At 55.1% G+C, this 16299-nt stretch carries 15 protein-coding genes; 10 read left to right on the top strand and 5 right to left on the bottom strand.

Going from position 1 to position 16299, the window contains the following annotated elements:
• Positions 1 to 44: 44 nt before the first annotated feature.
• Entirely contained in the window at positions 45 to 833 is a 789-nt protein-coding gene (locus KUF54_RS07830; RefSeq protein WP_219346065.1) for an IclR family transcriptional regulator C-terminal domain-containing protein, read from the top strand.
• A gap of 413 nt (positions 834 to 1246) precedes the next feature.
• On the top strand, positions 1247 to 2461 hold the full coding sequence (locus KUF54_RS07835; protein WP_219346066.1) for a CAP domain-containing protein: 1215 nt from the start codon (positions 1247 to 1249) through the stop codon (positions 2459 to 2461).
• A gap of 18 nt (positions 2462 to 2479) precedes the next feature.
• Here the strand turns inward: KUF54_RS07835 and KUF54_RS07840 are convergent, their stop codons facing one another.
• Complete coding sequence (locus KUF54_RS07840) at positions 2480 to 3388, bottom strand: LysR family transcriptional regulator (protein WP_219346067.1); 909 nt, start codon at positions 3386 to 3388, stop codon at positions 2480 to 2482.
• 192 nt (positions 3389 to 3580) lie between these two features.
• Between KUF54_RS07840 and KUF54_RS07845 the strand changes: the two genes are divergently transcribed.
• The gene (locus KUF54_RS07845; RefSeq protein WP_219346068.1) at positions 3581 to 4579 is read left to right on the top strand and encodes a tripartite tricarboxylate transporter substrate binding protein; all 999 of its coding nucleotides are present in this window, start codon (positions 3581 to 3583) and stop codon (positions 4577 to 4579) included.
• Between the two features lie 113 nt (positions 4580 to 4692).
• Here KUF54_RS07845 and KUF54_RS07850 read toward each other — a convergent pair whose 3' ends face one another.
• Entirely contained in the window at positions 4693 to 6033 is a 1341-nt protein-coding gene (locus KUF54_RS07850; protein WP_219346069.1) for an MFS transporter, read from the bottom strand.
• 56 nt (positions 6034 to 6089) lie between these two features.
• Positions 6090 to 6362 carry a hypothetical protein gene (locus KUF54_RS07855; protein ID WP_219346070.1) on the bottom strand — a complete coding sequence of 91 codons (273 nt, stop codon included), beginning with the start codon at positions 6360 to 6362 and terminating at the stop codon, positions 6090 to 6092.
• 10 nt (positions 6363 to 6372) lie between these two features.
• Here KUF54_RS07855 and cyoA point away from each other — a divergent pair, with 10 nt between their 5' ends.
• From cyoA to KUF54_RS07890, 7 genes are all read left to right on the top strand, one after another.
• A complete protein-coding gene (gene cyoA, locus KUF54_RS07860) occupies positions 6373 to 7419 on the top strand; it encodes a ubiquinol oxidase subunit II (RefSeq protein ID WP_219346071.1) in 1047 nt (348 codons plus the stop codon).
• 61 nt (positions 7420 to 7480) lie between these two features.
• On the top strand, positions 7481 to 9487 hold the full coding sequence (cyoB, locus tag KUF54_RS07865) for a cytochrome o ubiquinol oxidase subunit I (protein ID WP_219346072.1): 2007 nt from the start codon (positions 7481 to 7483) through the stop codon (positions 9485 to 9487).
• Positions 9480 to 10112 (top strand): cytochrome o ubiquinol oxidase subunit III, encoded by a 633-nt coding sequence (gene cyoC / locus KUF54_RS07870; RefSeq protein ID WP_219346073.1) that lies wholly within the window; start codon positions 9480 to 9482, stop codon positions 10110 to 10112. Before cyoB ends, cyoC begins: the two co-directional genes overlap by 8 nt.
• Entirely contained in the window at positions 10113 to 10538 is a 426-nt protein-coding gene (gene cyoD, locus KUF54_RS07875) for a cytochrome o ubiquinol oxidase subunit IV (RefSeq protein WP_219346074.1), read from the top strand.
• A gap of 8 nt (positions 10539 to 10546) precedes the next feature.
• Complete coding sequence (locus tag KUF54_RS07880; protein WP_219346075.1) at positions 10547 to 11341, top strand: SURF1 family protein; 795 nt, start codon at positions 10547 to 10549, stop codon at positions 11339 to 11341.
• A 123-nt stretch (positions 11342 to 11464) separates the two neighbouring features.
• Positions 11465 to 12766 carry an ATP-binding protein gene (locus KUF54_RS07885; RefSeq protein ID WP_219346076.1) on the top strand — a complete coding sequence of 434 codons (1302 nt, stop codon included), beginning with the start codon at positions 11465 to 11467 and terminating at the stop codon, positions 12764 to 12766.
• Positions 12767 to 12781: 15 nt separating this feature from the next.
• On the top strand, positions 12782 to 13318 hold the full coding sequence (locus KUF54_RS07890) for a response regulator transcription factor (protein WP_219346077.1): 537 nt from the start codon (positions 12782 to 12784) through the stop codon (positions 13316 to 13318).
• Between the two features lie 177 nt (positions 13319 to 13495).
• On the opposite strand, the gene clpA is transcribed toward KUF54_RS07890, so the two are convergent.
• The gene (gene clpA, locus KUF54_RS07895; RefSeq protein WP_219346078.1) at positions 13496 to 15814 is read right to left on the bottom strand and encodes an ATP-dependent Clp protease ATP-binding subunit ClpA; all 2319 of its coding nucleotides are present in this window, start codon (positions 15812 to 15814) and stop codon (positions 13496 to 13498) included.
• 63 nt (positions 15815 to 15877) lie between these two features.
• On the bottom strand, positions 15878 to 16243 hold the full coding sequence (clpS, locus tag KUF54_RS07900; protein WP_219346079.1) for an ATP-dependent Clp protease adapter ClpS: 366 nt from the start codon (positions 16241 to 16243) through the stop codon (positions 15878 to 15880).
• Between the last annotated feature and the right edge of the window lie 56 nt (positions 16244 to 16299).

The raw sequence follows: 16299 nt of genomic DNA on the forward strand, positions 1-16299 counted from the left end.
CAAATTGAGCGATCACCGCACAAAACAATTACCAAAGCTTCCGAATGAATGAGCACGACGCCCCCACCATTGCCCCCGCAGACTTCATTGCCGGGCTGGCCAAAGGTCTGGCCGTTTTGGAAAGTTTTGATACCGAGCGCCAGCGCCTCAATGCCACCATGGCCGCGGATCGCGCTGGCATCACCCGAGCCGCAGCCCGGCGCCACCTGCTGACGCTAGCCTATCTCGGCTATCTGGAAACCGATGGCAGCTATTACTGGCTCGCTCCCAAGGTACTAGGTCTGTCGGGCAGCTATCTGGCATCGGCACGCTTGCCTCGCGTGGTCCAGCCTGTGCTGCACCAGTTGGCTGCGCAAACAGGACTTTCCTACTCCTGCGTCGTGCGCGAAGGAAGGGAAGTCGTCATCGTCGCACGAAGTACCGTGCACGAAAAAGGCGAGCGGCTCATGGCCCATGGCCTGCATCTGGGTACTCGCCTTCCCGCACACGCAACTTCCACAGGCCGCGTTTTGCTCGCTTCACTCAGCGCAGCAGAGCTGGAGCAATGGCTGGAAGGCTTCACGCTCCCAAGGCTTACATCCCATACGCTGACGGACGCTGTCGCCCTCAAGGCGGTACTGGATCAAGTGCGCCGCCAAGATTTCTGCGTGGCTCTGGAAGAGCACGAACTCGCCATTCAGGCCATTGCCGTACCGCTGCGCAATATGCAAGGGCGCACCGTCGCTGCGCTTAATGTGGTGACATCTGCTAGGCGAATGCAGCCAGATGTCATGCAGCAAGCGCTGCTGCCATTGCTGCAGGAAGCGGCTAGAACATTGCGCCCTCTTATGTGATTCATTCACCTGCCAAGGTGCAAGGACATCTACGACTCGAAGAGTAGGTCATTTTAACGTTCAATTGGCAGCCATAGGACAGCATTTCGCCGATCTGAACGATCAATATGACCAGTAATGAGAACTGCATTGAATCACCATGCAGATCGGACCTGCCGGACACTATATTAAGGCTCGCTGATCGATGACAGCGCTCAGCGCCAAGCCCCTCCTCGGGCTGATATTGCCCCATGGGCTAAACCACGGCCTCTAGTTTGAAAGCTTGTCTTCTGCATCCATCGTGCGTTCAACGCCGGTGACAGCAAGACTTCTCTGCTCTGCCCCTGTCATGCCCGACGGCTGAACAATCCGGCGAAAGATATCGACTTGCTCCAAAACCAAGATCGGCTTGACATCGCCGACTCTGGTCGTGAATGCATGCCCTGCCAAGACTCTCCCTCACCCTTGCTTATTGTGTCTCGATGAAGTTATTGAATAAAACAGTGCTTGCAGCTTCCATTTCCATACTCGCATCTTGCGGGGGTGGCGGCGGAGGCAGTGAAAGCGGAAGCTCTATCGAAAAGACAGACTCCCTCAATGTGGTTGACAACAGCACCGGCAGTGGTCACACCACAAGTAACAGCCCCTCCTCGGAGAATCCTTCCTCAGCCGGCTCATTACCAGCAGGCAACGCCGCAGGAGGCAGCACTTCAGGCTTGGGCGTCCCCGCAAGCAGCTCATCGATCAACATCCCGCGCACCTATCCGGATGCGCAGAGAAACCAAATCTTCGACATCATCAACACTTACAGAGTTTCCTGTGGATTTAGCCCTGTAAAACAATCACTGCTGCTGGACAAAGCTGGACAAGGCCATGCCAACTACTTGCGTGTCAATGCAGGGGGCGGGCACTATCAAAATCCTAGTAAACAGGATTTCACGGGTGCCAGCCCTTCCAATCGCATTGATGCAGCAGGCTATCGTTTCTCCAGTTCAGGTGAAATCGTTGCGACTGGCAGCTCCTGGTTCCAAGGCGCAGACAATAGCAACTGGCTCAATTCAAGATTGGTGGGCTCTGCCGGCAGTTTTTTGATCAAGAGCCTGTTCACAACCGTCTACCATCTCTCATCGGCAGTCGGGGACTGGCAAGACGTGGGGGTTGGTTTTTCTCAGGCCCTGAGCCCCGATTTAACTACCACCCCAACGTCCTACACCTCATTTTCGGCAACCGCTATCAACTTTGCGAACCCCGCCTCAGCGTCGGCTAGCTTGGCTAGCTCTCAAGTTCTAAGCTTCCCCTGCAACGGCCTGACAGGCATCATGCCCATTTTTGGCCCCGAAAGTCCCAGCCCCTATCCCAAGCGTGACTTCATTAATTCCCCCATGGGAACCCCTATCCTCCTGAAGTCGCCAAAGGGAGCTCCCATTGCTATTGCTTCTGCGCAAGTCTATGCCTTGGCAGACAAAGTGCCCTTGAAACTGGAGATCATGGTCGCCAACAACGACCCCCACTCCTTAGTAAGCACCAACGAGGCTTTCATCATTCCAGATCAGCCACTCAAGGCGAATACGCAGTATCAGGTCAATATTCAAGGTACAACTGGATCCACGCCATTCACCAAGAAATTCAGCTTTCAAACGGGTAGCTAAAGTGCTTGGGAGCGGCGCTTACACGCCGCTTTCCACCGCACATATCTGAAGGCTCAGTCGCCGCAGCAACTCAGCCGTGCGGCGTATCAGTGGGGTAGACTTTTTCTTGGCTGACTGCACCACACACAGCGTGCTCACAATATGCGGTGATTTGATTGGCACCTCTACCAGCGATGCATCCCTTGAATGACTGTGCATGGCACTGTCCGTCAGGGCTGCATAGCCGTAGCCTCCACGCACCAGATCCAGAATGGCGGGCACGCTGGAGACTTCCCACACGACATTAAGCTTGACCTGTGAGAGCGTGGCCTGCGCCTCCATCAGCTTGCGAAAAATCTGCCCATGCTGCGGCATGATGAGTGGAAACTCTTCCAAATGTGCAAACGGAATACTGGTGCGACCAGCTAGCGCGCTGGCTGGGCCAATCAGGCACAAACGCTCTTCCAACACTGGCGTGACTTCAATTTGCGGATGTGGCTCAGGCGTATAAACCAGCCCCAAATCCATGCGTCCCGAGGTCAGCCACTCGGAAATATTCATCGAAAAACCTTCGACCACAGCCAGCCGTGCCTTGGGCATTTCACGGCTAAATATGTCGATCAAAGGCAAAGTCAATCGCCTTGCCAAACTTGGTGGCAAGCCCACAGTGATTCGGCCCACGGGTTCATCGCGCTGGCTGCTCAAATCCTCCTTGGCCAACGCCACACGCTGCATGATGGCGTTGCCATGCTCTAGCAGCCGCCTACCGGCATCCGTCAGCGTGACACCGCGGCCTGTACGAATCAGCAAAGTTTCGCGCAGCTCAGTCTCAAGCGCCCGCACCTGGCGGCTCAATGCTGGCTGAGCGGTATCCAGCAGCACTGCTGCTTTGCTGAAGCTGCCCACCTCTGCAACTCGTACAAAGCTCTCTATTTGCTGCAAATTCATGTCATTAATTTTTAAAACAAGCTATGCTATTTTGCTATACCTGCTAGCGTTCACTGGGTTTTAGCAAATGAAATCTCAGTGACACAATGTAATCAACTGGGCATAAATACATCAAAATAACAGCCTAGAAAATTAAAAATACGTGACAAAAAACACGTAGCTCATCGTAGACAGTCCTTCCAGGGAGACAAAATGACTCAATCGCTCAACATGAGCCGTCGCCAAGCCGCATTTGCGCTCGGCTCCATTGCCGCAGCCGTGGCATCCCCAAGCTTTGCCCAAACAGGCAAATGGCCTACCAAACCTTCACGCATCATCAACCCCTTCCCTGTGGGCGGCGGACCTGACGGACTGTCCCGCCTTGTCGCCGACAAGCTGGGGCGCGCCTGGGGTCAACCTGTGGTGGTGGAAAACCGGCCTGGCGGCAACGGCTTCATTGCTATTAGCGAATTCAAACGTGGTGCTACAGACGGCACAGACATGATTCAGCTGGACAATGTCCACATCGCCGCTTACCCCCATCTGTTCAAGAAGCTGCCTTACGACTTGAACAAAGACTTCGACATTCTGCTGCCCCTGTTCCGCAATTACTTCTTTGTTTGCGTTCCCGTCAACAGCCCCTACAAGACCATTGGCGACCTGATTGCAGATGCCAAGGCCAACCCCGGTAAGCTGAACTACGGTTCTTGGTCTGTAGGCAATCCCGTGCATCTGGGCTCGGCCCTGCTGGAAAACCAGACCGGCACAAAGATGGAACACGTGATCTACAAGGAAACTAGCCAGCTATATCAAGGCGTTGCCAATGGTGAGTTGACCTTTGCACTGGGCTCTCTAGGCACCGCAGGTCCTCTGGTGCGCGGTAACAAGCTACGCTTCCTGGCGGTGGCAGGCCCCAGCCGTATTGCCGGTTTTGAAAACGTGCCTACTGTGTCCGAATCGGGTGGCCCTAAGGATTACGCAGTCATCGGCTGGAACGCTCTGGCTGTACGCCCCGGCACACCAGCAACTGTGGTCGAAAAGATCCGCGCCGATGTGCGTCAGGCATTGACTGGTCAAGACGTCAAAGACAAGTTCACTGCGTTCGGTTATGAGGCATTCAACCCCACACCCGCTGAATTCAAGACCTTCATGGCCGCTGAAAGCAAGCGCTTCGGTGATGTGATTAAAAAGGCAGGCTTGGCTCTGGATTAATTCCAAGCTAGCGGCTCAAAAAAGCATATTTAGCCGTTCACGATAAAGAAAACGCCCGGTACCAGCCGGGCGTTTTGCATTGCGTTTAGAACTTTGAATATTAGTGCTTTGGATTACTGATCACGCGACTCCAGTGCACGGTTAATCCCCAAAGCTGCCAAGGTGCACAGCGCACCCGACAACAGATAGATAGCCAGCGCCACCAGGCCAAACCTAGCCGACACTCCCAAAGCCACCAGCGGCGCAAACGCAGCTCCAACCAGCCAAGCCATATCCGTAGTCAGCGCAGCGCCTGTGTAGCGGTAACGTGAGGAAAAGTTGGAAGTCACGGTGCCTGAAGCCTGACCGTAAGACAGACCTAGCAAAATAAAGCCCACAATGATGAACACATTGTTGCCCGTGGTTCCGTTGCCCAACAGCCAAGGCGCCAAGAAGCTAAAAATACCAATCAAGCAAGCCATAGCGCCCAGCGTGTTACGGCGCCCCACCCGGTCTGCCAGCCAGCCTGAAACCATGATGGCAACACCGGCCAGCAACGCGCCGATGATCTGCACCACCAACACTGAGACTACTGACTGATCAGAGTACATCGTGATCCAAGACAGAGGAAACACCGTGACCAAGTGGAATAAGGCAAAGCTGGCCAGCGCAGCAAAAGCGCCAATCATCACATTGCGACCCTCATTCTTCACAAGCTGTGTCACGCCGATAGGCTCCAACTCGCGCTCTTGCAGCAGCTGTGTATAGGATTGCCCCACAACCAAGCGCAGGCGAGCGAAGAGCGCAACGACGTTAATAGCAAAAGCCACGCAAAACGGGTAGCGCCAGCCGTAGCTCATAAACTCATCAGCGGTCAAGCTGGTGTACAGGTACGCAAACAGTGCCGCGGCAATGACAAAGCCTAATGGCGCGCCCAACTGCCCAATCATTGAATACCAGCCACGTTTATTTTGCGGTGCAGACATGGCCAGCAGCGAAGGCAAACCATCCCAAGTTCCGCCTAGTGCCAAGCCTTGACCAATGCGCAACACAACCAGCGCCCAAACAGCCTTCATACCCACATCTGCATAGCTGGGCAAAAACGTCATACTCACTGTGCACACACCGAGCAGCAGCAGCGCAAGTGTCAGCTTGGTAGCGCGACCCCAGCGGCGTTGCACAGCCATAGACAATGCAGTCCCTATAGGGCGGGCAACAAAAGCCAGTGAAAAAATGGCAAATGCAGCCAAAGTGCCATCAAGCTTGGACAGATAGGGAAATAGCAGTGTTGGAAACACCAGCACGCAGGCGATGCCGAACACAAAAAAATCAAAATACTCTGAAGATCGTCCAATGATGACGCCCACCGCAATTTCACCGGGGCTCACATCTTCATCGGTATCCGCGTAGGCCAGGGTTTCCGAGTTCTCATAGTCTTGCTGAGTAAGACCAATGGACGGGTTCATGCTTGTCATAGAGTGCGTTCTCCTTGTCTTACTTTTCTGTCCCGAGGACATCTTCCGTTCTACGCTCAAGAATGTGCAGCTGCAATAGAGCTTTTGCCATCAACACTGTCAGCCAGGCGACACCAAAACAGCGCCTTGAGGTCCGATTTAACAATTACAAGCCCTCTTTGGCGATCTTTTTCAGACAGAGAAATATCCGCTAACTTATTGTCACGCTGAGGATTTTCAAAACCGCTACATTGACCTTGGACAAAATGTCCAATAGACAAATGACACTCAGGTATTACATTTGCGTAGATCCAGTAATCCGCGTTTACACCTAAGCGCGACTTTGTCACGCCGAAAGCAATGTTAAATATCAAGGAAACCCGCGGGCCCATGTGGCTCGCAGCGGCTGCTTTGACTGCAACCCTCGCCGGTTGCAGCAAGCTTGTCGTGCTTAACCCAGCTGGCGATGTTGCCAAGCAACAAGGCGATCTGGTCATTACGGCCACCTTGCTGATGCTCCTCATCATCGTCCCCGTCATCTTTTTGACGCTGTTGTTTGCCTGGAAATACCGCCAGTCCAACAAAGAAGCTGAATACGACCCTGAATGGCACCACTCCACTGCGCTGGAATTGGTGATCTGGACCGTTCCGCTGCTTATCATCATTGCTTTGGGCGCCATCACTTGGATCAGCACCCATAAGCTCGATCCCTACCGCCCTCTGGACCGCATTTCCGCAACCAAGGCTCTTGACCCCAATGTCAAGCCTTTGGAAATTCAAGTCGTGTCTCTGGACTGGAAATGGCTGTTCTTCTATCCAGAACAAGGCATTGCCACAGTGAACGAAGTGGCTGCGCCAGTAGACCGCCCAGTCATCTTCAAACTGACCTCCAGCCACACGATGAACGCGTTCTATGTGCCTGATTTTGCCGGCATGATCTACACCATGCCCGGAATGCAGACTGAACTTAACGGCGTGATCAACAAGCCTGGCGTGTATGGCGGTAAGTCGTCTCACTACAGCGGTGCAGGTTTTGCTGGCATGACGTTCAAAATGCACGGTCTGGAAAACGATCAGTTTGACCAGTGGATTGCCAAGGCCAAGACTGAAGGCAAGGCGCTGACTCGCGATACTTACCTTGACTTGGTCAAGCCAAGCGAGCGCAACCCTGTCGAGCGTTTCTCCACCGTTGATGAAGGCCTGTACAACAAGGTCCTCAACCGCTGTGTTGAAGACGGCAAGATGTGCATGAACGAGATGATGGCCAAAGATGCTGCAGGCGGCCACGCACACGGCAAAACCTCCAGCGTCAATCTGCCCTTGGATGTATGCACAACCAAGGATGCTGATCGCGTTGTAGCCCTGCTCGACGAAGTTGCAGCCTCCGGAGCTGTCGCACAGCAATAAGTAGCTTACGGAGCGGCTGAGCCAAGGCCTAGCCGCTCCAATACGACAAAAGTGACTCAACATGTCTGAAACAACAACCCCAGCCTCGCACTGGCTGCTGGGCCGCATCACATGGGATCAGATTCCCATGACGCATGAGCCCATCGTGCTCATGACCTTCATTGCCGTGGTGCTCGGTGGCCTCGTCATGATGGCCGGCCTGACCAAGTTCAAACTCTGGGCTCCGCTCTGGAACGACTGGTTCACCTCGATTGACCACAAGAAGATCGGCATCATGTACATGATCCTCGGTCTGGTCATGTTCGTGCGTGGCTTTGCCGACGCTGCAATGATGCGCCTGCAACAGGCTATGGCCTTTGGCGACAATCTCGGCTACTTGCCCCCTCACCACTACGACCAGATCTTCACAGCCCACGGCGTGATCATGATCTTCTTCGTAGCGATGCCTTTCGTGACCGGCCTGATGAACTACCTGGTTCCTCTGCAGATCGGCGCACGTGACGTGTCCTTCCCGTTCCTGAATAACTTCAGCTTCTGGATGACCACTGGCGGCGCAGTGCTGGTGATGATCTCCCTGTTCTTGGGCGAGTTCTCTACCTCTGGCTGGCTGGCTCTGTCCAATCTGGGGCACCAAAGCGGAAGTACAGGTCTTGACTACTACATCTGGGGCCTGCAGGTCGCCGGTGTCGGCACCACGCTTTCAGGTATCAACCTGATCGTGACCATCATCAAGATGCGCGCTCCTGGTATGAACCTGATGAAGATGCCTATCTTCACTTGGACAGCCCTGTGCACCAACGCCCTGATCGTGGCTTCGTTCCCTGTTCTGACTGCAGCTCTGCTGCTGATGACTTTGGACCGCTACATGGGCACGCACTTCTTCTCGAACGACTTCGGTGGCAACCCGATGTTGTACGTGAACTTGATCTGGATCTGGGGCCACCCTGAGGTCTACATCCTGATCCTGCCTTGCTTCGGTATCTTCTCCGAAATTGTGTCGACATTCAGCCGCAAGCGCTTGTTTGGTTACACCTCGATGGTTTACGCCACCGTCTGTATCACCATCTTGTCGTACGTGGTCTGGTTGCACCACTTCTTCACCATGGGCTCAGGCGCCAGCGTGAATACCTTCTTCGGTATCACCACGATGATTATCTCGATCCCCACGGGCGCGAAGATCTTCAACTGGCTGTTCACCATGTACAAGGGTCGCATCAACTTCACAGTGCCTATGCTGTGGACGGTGGGCTTCATGGTCACCTTCGCCATCGGCGGTATGACTGGCGTTTTGCTGGCCGTTCCTCCAGCAGACTTTGTGCTGCACAACTCGTTGTTCCTGATCGCTCACTTCCACAACGTGATCATTGGTGGCGTGGTGTTTGCCGTGTTCGCCGGTATCAACTTCTGGTTCCCCAAGGCTTTTGGCTTCAAGCTCAACGAGTTCTGGGGCAAGGCTTCGTTCTGGTTCTGGCTGGTCGGCTTCTGGGTTGCTTTCACTCCCTTGTACATCTTGGGTCTGATGGGCGTGACTCGTCGTGCCAACCATTTTGAAGATCCTTCGCTGCAAATCTGGTTCGTGATCGCCGCCTTGGGCGCTGGTCTGGTCGCTATCGGTATCGCTTGCTTCTTCATTCAGATTGGCGTTTCCGTCTGGAAGCGTGACGAGCTGCGCGACGAAACGGGTGACCCATGGGAAGGCCGCACTCTGGAATGGGCCACTTCTTCGCCTCCTCCCCAGTACAACTTTGCCTTCACCCCCGTGGTACATGACATCGATGCCTGGCACGACATGAAGAAGCACGGCTACCTGCGCAAGCTGAGCGGCTACGAGCCCATCCACATGCCTGCCAACACTGGCTCGGGCGTGGTGATTGCAGCCCTGTCCACCGTTTTGGGCTTTGCTCTGATCTGGCACATGTGGCCCCTGACCATCGCATCGTTCATCGCGACCGTGCTGGCCTCGATCATCCATACCTTCAACTACAAGCGTGACTACTACATCCCCGCAGCCGAAGTGGCCGCGACGGAAGAAGCACGTACTAAGCAGCTTGCAGCAGCCCATGTCTAATTCGCATACACACGCAGGCGGCACTGCCGCCATGGCGAAGCGCGAGTACCACCTCGCGCACGAGCCCCATCCAGAAAACGGCACATCGCTGGGCTTCTGGCTCTACTTGATGAGCGACTGCTTGATCTTTGCAGCGCTGTTCGCCACTTACGGCGTACTAGGCCGCGCCTATGCAGGCGGGCCTTCTGGCAAGGAACTGTTTGACCTGAGCTTGGTGGCCATCAATACGGCCTTCCTGCTGATGTCATCCATCACCTTCGGCTTTGCAATGCTGCAAAAGCAAAAGAAGAACGTCAACGGCACGCTGCTGTGGCTGGGCATCACTGGCCTGCTGGGCGCAGCCTTCTTGGCGGTAGAAATCTATGAGTTCTATCACCTGATTCACCAAGGTGCTACGCCTCAGACTAGCGCCTTCCTGTCCTCCTTCTTCACGCTCGTGGGCACCCACGGTATCCACGTGACCTTTGGTCTGATCTGGCTCATCACCTTGATGATTCAAATCAAAAAGCACGGCCTGATCAATGAGAACGTGCGCCGTATCAACTGCCTGTCCATGTTCTGGCACTTCTTGGACGTGGTCTGGATTGGCGTGTTCACCTTTGTATATCTGATGGGGGTGCTGTAAATGAGCGCACACGATATCCACGCTGGTCACGACGACCACCACGATCACGATGACCTGCATGTCTCCATGGGCGACTATGTAAAGGGCTTCATCTTGGCCGTCATCTTGACAGCCATCCCCTTCTACTTGGTCATGAATGGCGTCATCACCGACCGCACTACCGCCGTGGCTGTGCTGGGTTTGTTCGCCATTGCTCAGGTGCTGGTACACATGGTGTACTTCTTGCACATGAACGGCAAAATCCAAGGTGGCTGGACCATGTTGTCGACTATCTTCACGGTCATCTTCTTGGCGATTGCCATTTCAGGCACCTTATGGGTCATGTTCCACATGAACGCCCACATGATGCCCGGCCATGACATGCCAGCCGCTGCAAGCCATGCAGATCATGCTGGTCACACGGCCCCTGCCACAGTCACCCCTTGACTGACACCATGAAGAACCAGAGCGCTGCGCGTCAGCGCTCTCCCTTCACCAAGGCGATGCTCGCAATAGTGGGCATCGCCTTGTTTTTAGGGTTTATGGCACTGGGCACTTGGCAGGTGAAGCGACTCATCTGGAAGACTCAATTGATTGAACGCGTGGACCTGCGCGTGCACAGCACCCCCGTGGCAGCGCCTGATCAAAGCCAGTGGTCCCAGATCAATGCTGCCAACTACGAGTACCTGCCAGTGCAAGCTCAGGGCATTTGGCTGGACAAGCAAAGCGTGCTGGCCAAGGCGCTGACTGAGGCCGGAGCAGGTTTTTGGCTGCTTACTCCATTGCAGCGCGCTGACGGCTCGCAGATTTTGGTCAACCGAGGCTTCACTCCTGAAAAGCTACGCAGCACTTGGCTCAAGCAAATCAGCGAAGCAGGGCCTTCGACCGAAGTGGTGACCGTTACCGGACTGCTGCGCATGAGCGAGACTGGTGGCGGATTTTTGCGCGAGAACGATGCCGCTAACGGTTTGTGGTTCTCCCGCGATGTCGCTGCCATCGCTCAGGCCCAAGGTCTTAGCCAAGCGGCGCCCTACTTCATCGACTTGGGCGTTCCTGCCAGCAACCCTGCACATGTCAAAGCCAGCGACAACAACAGCGCCAGCAACGACACGCTGCGCCCAGGCATGACGGTGATTCAGTTCTCCAACAGCCACCTGGTCTATGCCTTTACTTGGTATGGACTTGCAGCTATGGTTTTAGGAGCATTCTGGCTGGTGCGGAAGCACGAAAAAGCTGCAAAAAATAGCTAAGCCTCGCCTCTTTTCAAAACGCCCTTCGGGGCGTTTTTTATTGCCCAAACTCACTGCACATATACATCAGCAAGACATAGCCCCAATCACCCGTCAAAGAATTCACTCAGTGACAATTGCGCGGTGAACCCAATTTCCGACTCCCTATTTCGCGTTCAGCGCCTGACCCAGCGGCAAAACATGCAACTGCTGATTCAGCTGCGCTGGATCGCCGTGATAGGCCAAGTCGTCACCATTTCGTTAGTGCACTATGGCTTTAAGATCACCCTGCCCTTGCTACCCATGGCCTTGGTGCTGGCCGCACTGGTAGCGACGAACCTTGCTTATATCTACTGGAGTCAAGGGCTGCACAGACCTGTCACCTCGCGCAGCGTCTTCTACGCTTTGCTGGCCGATGTTCTAGCCCTCACCATTCAGCTTTATCTCAGCGGCGGCGCTAGCAACCCCTTTATCTACCTTTACTTGCTGCAAGGCATTTTGAGTGCAGTGCTGCTGCAGTCCCACTTCACATGGGCGGTGGTGGCAGCATCTTTTGTGGGCATTACAGGGCTGACCCTCTTTCACCAACCGCTGCACGTGCAGTTTGCCTCTCATGAGGGGCTGCCCAGCCTCTACATCGTGGGGGTACTCATCAGCTTTGCACTAACCAGCATCCTGACCATCGTTTTTTTGACGCGTGTTGTGGAAAACATGCGCCGCCGAGATAGCCGCATCTCCAATATGCGACAGCGGGCCAGCGAGGAAGAGCATATCCTTCGCCTAGGCCTTCTGGCCACCGGCGCAGCCCATGAGTTAGGCACCCCCATGGCCACCATGTCCGTCATTTTGGGCGACTGGCAGCACATGCCAGCACTGATGAAAGATGAAGACCTGCGCGAAGATTTGCAGGAAATGCAGCGCCAGCTTCTGCGCTGCAAATCCATCGTCTCTGGCGTGCTGCTGTCCGCCGGAGAAACACGCGCTGAAGGCACGAAGAGCACCACATTTGTCAACTTTGTCGAAGGCGTCGTCAGTCACTGGCAAAGCCACAACAGCTTGCAGCACTTTGCTTTACGCAATGAAGGCGTCACAAACTTCGCCATGCTCTCAGATACTGCACTCCAGCAAATGATATGTAATTTGCTGGACAATGCGCTCGAAGCCTCTGCCGACTGGGTAGAACTGAGCCTCTCCAATAATCAGGATCAGGTGCGCATTCAGGTTCGCGACCGCGGAGCCGGATTTGATGCAGCCGTGTTGTCACAACTAGGCCAATGCCACATCTCTACAAAGCAAGAACGTCCGGGCCGCGGCTTGGGCTTATTCCTTGTCACCAACGTAGCGCGTGCCTTGGGTGGCCGAGTTCAGGTCACAAATCTCCCCCTCCATCAAGGTGGTGGCGCATTGGTTGAAGTTTGCCTTCCCCAATCCGCCCTCGCCATTTAAAGCTTTGTTGTCTGCATGGATGAAGACCGATTACTGCTGCTGGTTGAAGACGATGCAGCTTTTGCACGCACCCTCAAGCGCTCTTTTGAGCGCCGGGGCTATCGCGTGCTGCACGCAGCCAGCGGCGAAGAAGCGCAGGAGTTGCTGACTGGAAACCTGCCCCAGTATGCCGTCATGGACTTAAAACTGGCAGGCAATGCCTCGGGCCTGAACTGCGTACAAATGCTGCACCAGCTCAATCCCGAAGCGCTCATCGTCGTCCTCACCGGCTACGCCAGCATTGCCACTGCCGTGGAAGCCGTGAAACTCGGCGCCTGCCACTACCTGGCCAAACCCTCCAACACCGACGACATAGAAGCCGCTTTTGGCCGTGTCGAAGGCCGCACCGACGTGGAGGTCAGCAACCAAACCACTTCGATCAAAACCCTCGAGTGGGAACATATTCACGAGACGCTGGCTGAGTCAGGGTTCAACATCTCTGAAGCGGCTAGGCGCCTAGGCATGCATCGCCGAACGCTGGCGCGCAAACTGGAAAAGCGGCAGGTCAAATAAATCTTCCGGCAAAGGCAGATAATTATTTTGATAGCAGCTAGTCATTTATTCAATTAAACCTCAGCTACCATTACCTCTGAAAACAAGAAATTACTGGGACTGACTGCTATCAATAAAATTGATCAAAAAGAAAAAGCCGACAGCTTTAACACTGTCGGCTTTTGCTTTTAGCAGGACTTATTGAGCGACTGCGGGCTCAGATGCCGTCTCATCCTTGGGCAACTCGGTAATGGTGAGTTTGACGTCACCCTTGCCTTCGTTGGCCGCTTCATCCCACTCAACTTCCAGACGGCCGCCATGGGTCAGGCGACCGAACAGCAGCTCATCAGCCAAAGAGCGGCGGATAGTGTCCTGAATCAGGCGCTGCATAGGACGCGCGCCCATCAGCGGATCAAAGCCCTTCTTAGCCAAGTGCTTGCGCAGCTCGTCGCTGAAGGTTACCTCCACCTTCTTCTCAGCCAGCTGCTGCTCCAGTTGCAGCAAGAACTTGTCCACCACGCGCAAAATGATCTGCTCGTCCAGCGCCTTGAAGCTGACAGTGGAGTCCAGACGGTTGCGGAACTCAGGTGTGAACAGGCGCTTGATATCGGCCATCTCATCACCGGCTTCACGCGCATTGGTAAAGCCAATGCTGGCCTTGTTCATGGTCTCGGCACCTGCATTCGTAGTCATGATGATGATCACGTTGCGGAAGTCGGCCTTACGTCCGTTGTTGTCCGTCAGCGTACCGTGGTCCATGACCTGCAGCAGCACGTTGAAGATGTCCGGGTGGGCCTTCTCGATTTCGTCGAGCAGCAGCACAGAGTGCGGCTTCTTGGTGACGGCTTCAGTCAGCAGACCACCCTGGTCAAAGCCCACGTAGCCGGGAGGCGCACCAATCAGGCGCGACACCGCATGGCGCTCCATGTACTCCGACATATCAAAGCGGATCAAGTCCACGCCCAAGATGTAGGCCAGCTGTTTGGCGGCTTCTGTCTTGCCGACGCCCGTGGGGCCGGAGAACAGGAAGGAGCCAATCGGCTTATCAGGCTTGCCCAGACCCGAGCGCGCCATCTTGACGGCGGACGCCAACACTTCCAGCGCCTTGTCTTGACCGAAGACCACGCTCTTCAAGTCACGCTCCAGTGTTTGCAGCTTGCTGCGGTCGTCATTGCTGACGTTGGCTGGCGGAATGCGCGCAATCTTGGCCACGATAGCTTCGATCTCAGCTTTACCAATGATTTCCTTGCGCTTGTCCTCAGGGGCAATGCGCTGGGCGGCACCGGCTTCGTCGATCACGTCAATGGCCTTGTCGGGCAGGTGACGGTCGTTGATGTACTTGGCCGACAGCTCAGCCGCAGCCTGCAGAGCTTCCGCTGCGTATTGAATGCTGTGGTGCTCTTCAAAGCGCGACTTCAAGCCCTTCAAGATGTCCACGGTCTCTTGCACCGTCGGCTCAACCACGTCTACCTTCTGGAAACGGCGCGACAGAGCCGCGTCTTTTTCAAAAATGCCGCGGTATTCTGTGAACGTCGTCGCGCCAATGCAGCGCAGCTGACCGCTGGATAGGGCAGGCTTCAAGAGGTTGGATGCATCCAGCGTGCCGCCCGAAGCCGCACCAGCGCCGATCAGCGTGTGGATTTCGTCGATGAACAAAATCGCATAGGGCTTGTCCTTGAGCGACTTGAGAACGCCCTTGAGGCGCTGCTCGAAGTCACCGCGGTACTTGGTGCCGGCCAGCAGCGCGCCCATGTCCAGCGAGTAAACCACGCCGTCCTTGAGCACATCAGGCACCGTGCCTTCGGTGATGCGCCATGCCAGGCCTTCCGCAATCGCGGTCTTGCCCACGCCCGCTTCACCCACCAGAAGCGGGTTGTTTTTGCGGCGGCGGCAGAGAATCTGAATCGTGCGCTCGACTTCGTATTCGCGCCCGATCAACGGATCAATCTTGCCTTCCTTAGCGGCCACGTTCAAGTTGAGCGTGAACTGCTCCAGCGGCGAGGCTTTTTCACTGCGCTCACCGCCACCGCCCTCTTCGCCCTCCGAAGGAGAATCGGCCTTGGCAGGCTCGGGCGGTTCACCCTTTTTGATACCGTGAGCGATGAAATTCACTACATCAAGGCGGGTCACGCCTTGCTGGTGCAAGTAGTACACGGCGTGCGAATCTTTTTCGCCAAAGATGGCCACGAGCACATTCGCGCCCGTCACCTCTTTTTTGCCATTGCCTGTGGACTGCACATGCATGATGGCGCGCTGAATCACGCGCTGGAATCCCAGCGTGGGCTGCGTGTCCACCTCGTCGGTGCCATCCACCTGCGGCGTGTTGTCCTTGATGAAGTTAGACAACGATGAGCGCAGGTCGTCAATATTGGCCGCGCATGCGCGCAGCACTTCGGCTGCACTGGGGTTGTCTAGCAAGGCGAGCAGCAAATGCTCCACGGTAATGAACTCGTGGCGCTGCTGGCGTGCCTCGACAAACGCCATGTGCAAGCTGACTTCCAGTTCTTGAGCGATCATGTGCGACTCCTTTGGGCTTGCTTGGGTTGACTCAATGCTAAGTAATCTGAGGGCGATCTGCGCTTATTCAACAGGTTCAAACGTGGCTTGTAGTGGATGGCCAGATTTGTGCGCCGCTTGCAGGACTTGCTCGACCTTGGTCGCAGCTACATCTTGACTGAAGACGCCACAGATACCGCGGCCATCCAGATGAATTTTGAGCATGATTTGTGTGGCGGATTCGCGGTCTTTGTTGAAAAGCTCCTGCAGAACGGCAATCACAAACTCCATCGGTGTGAAGTCATCGTTGAGCATCACCACTTGGTACATGCTAGGCGGCTGAAGCTTTTGACGGCGGCGTTCCAGCACCAAAGCGTCACCACCGTCAGGCGTTCGGATCGCTGGCGAGATCGGGGGAATTGTTGGGGGTTGGGTAGCCATGAAATCCATTCTAGCGAGCCATCGCAATGTTTTTGCGCTGGCATATGCATAGCATTGTTAGGGAT

This window comes from Comamonas sp. Y33R10-2, assembly GCF_019355935.1.
GTDB lineage: Bacteria > Pseudomonadota > Gammaproteobacteria > Burkholderiales > Burkholderiaceae_C > Comamonas.

Excerpts from the sequence above, each read along its gene's own strand:
- KUF54_RS07880 (WP_219346075.1), top strand. The coding sequence starts at position 10,547 with ATGAAGAACCAGAGCGCTGCGCGTCAGCGCTCTCCCTTCACCAAGGCG.
- clpA (WP_219346078.1), bottom strand. The coding sequence starts at position 15,814 with ATGATCGCTCAAGAACTGGAAGTCAGCTTGCACATGGCGTTTGTCGAG.
- KUF54_RS07845 (WP_219346068.1), top strand. The coding sequence starts at position 3,581 with ATGACTCAATCGCTCAACATGAGCCGTCGCCAAGCCGCATTTGCGCTC.
- KUF54_RS07850 (WP_219346069.1), bottom strand. The coding sequence starts at position 6,033 with ATGACAAGCATGAACCCGTCCATTGGTCTTACTCAGCAAGACTATGAG.
- KUF54_RS07890 (WP_219346077.1), top strand. The coding sequence starts at position 12,782 with ATGGATGAAGACCGATTACTGCTGCTGGTTGAAGACGATGCAGCTTTT.
- cyoC (WP_219346073.1), top strand. The coding sequence starts at position 9,480 with ATGTCTAATTCGCATACACACGCAGGCGGCACTGCCGCCATGGCGAAG.
- KUF54_RS07830 (WP_219346065.1), top strand. The coding sequence starts at position 45 with ATGAATGAGCACGACGCCCCCACCATTGCCCCCGCAGACTTCATTGCC.
- cyoB (WP_219346072.1), top strand. The coding sequence starts at position 7,481 with ATGTCTGAAACAACAACCCCAGCCTCGCACTGGCTGCTGGGCCGCATC.
- cyoA (WP_219346071.1), top strand. The coding sequence starts at position 6,373 with ATGTTAAATATCAAGGAAACCCGCGGGCCCATGTGGCTCGCAGCGGCT.
- KUF54_RS07840 (WP_219346067.1), bottom strand. The coding sequence starts at position 3,388 with ATGAATTTGCAGCAAATAGAGAGCTTTGTACGAGTTGCAGAGGTGGGC.
- cyoD (WP_219346074.1), top strand. The coding sequence starts at position 10,113 with ATGAGCGCACACGATATCCACGCTGGTCACGACGACCACCACGATCAC.
- clpS (WP_219346079.1), bottom strand. The coding sequence starts at position 16,243 with ATGGATTTCATGGCTACCCAACCCCCAACAATTCCCCCGATCTCGCCA.
- KUF54_RS07835 (WP_219346066.1), top strand. The coding sequence starts at position 1,247 with ATGCATGCCCTGCCAAGACTCTCCCTCACCCTTGCTTATTGTGTCTCG.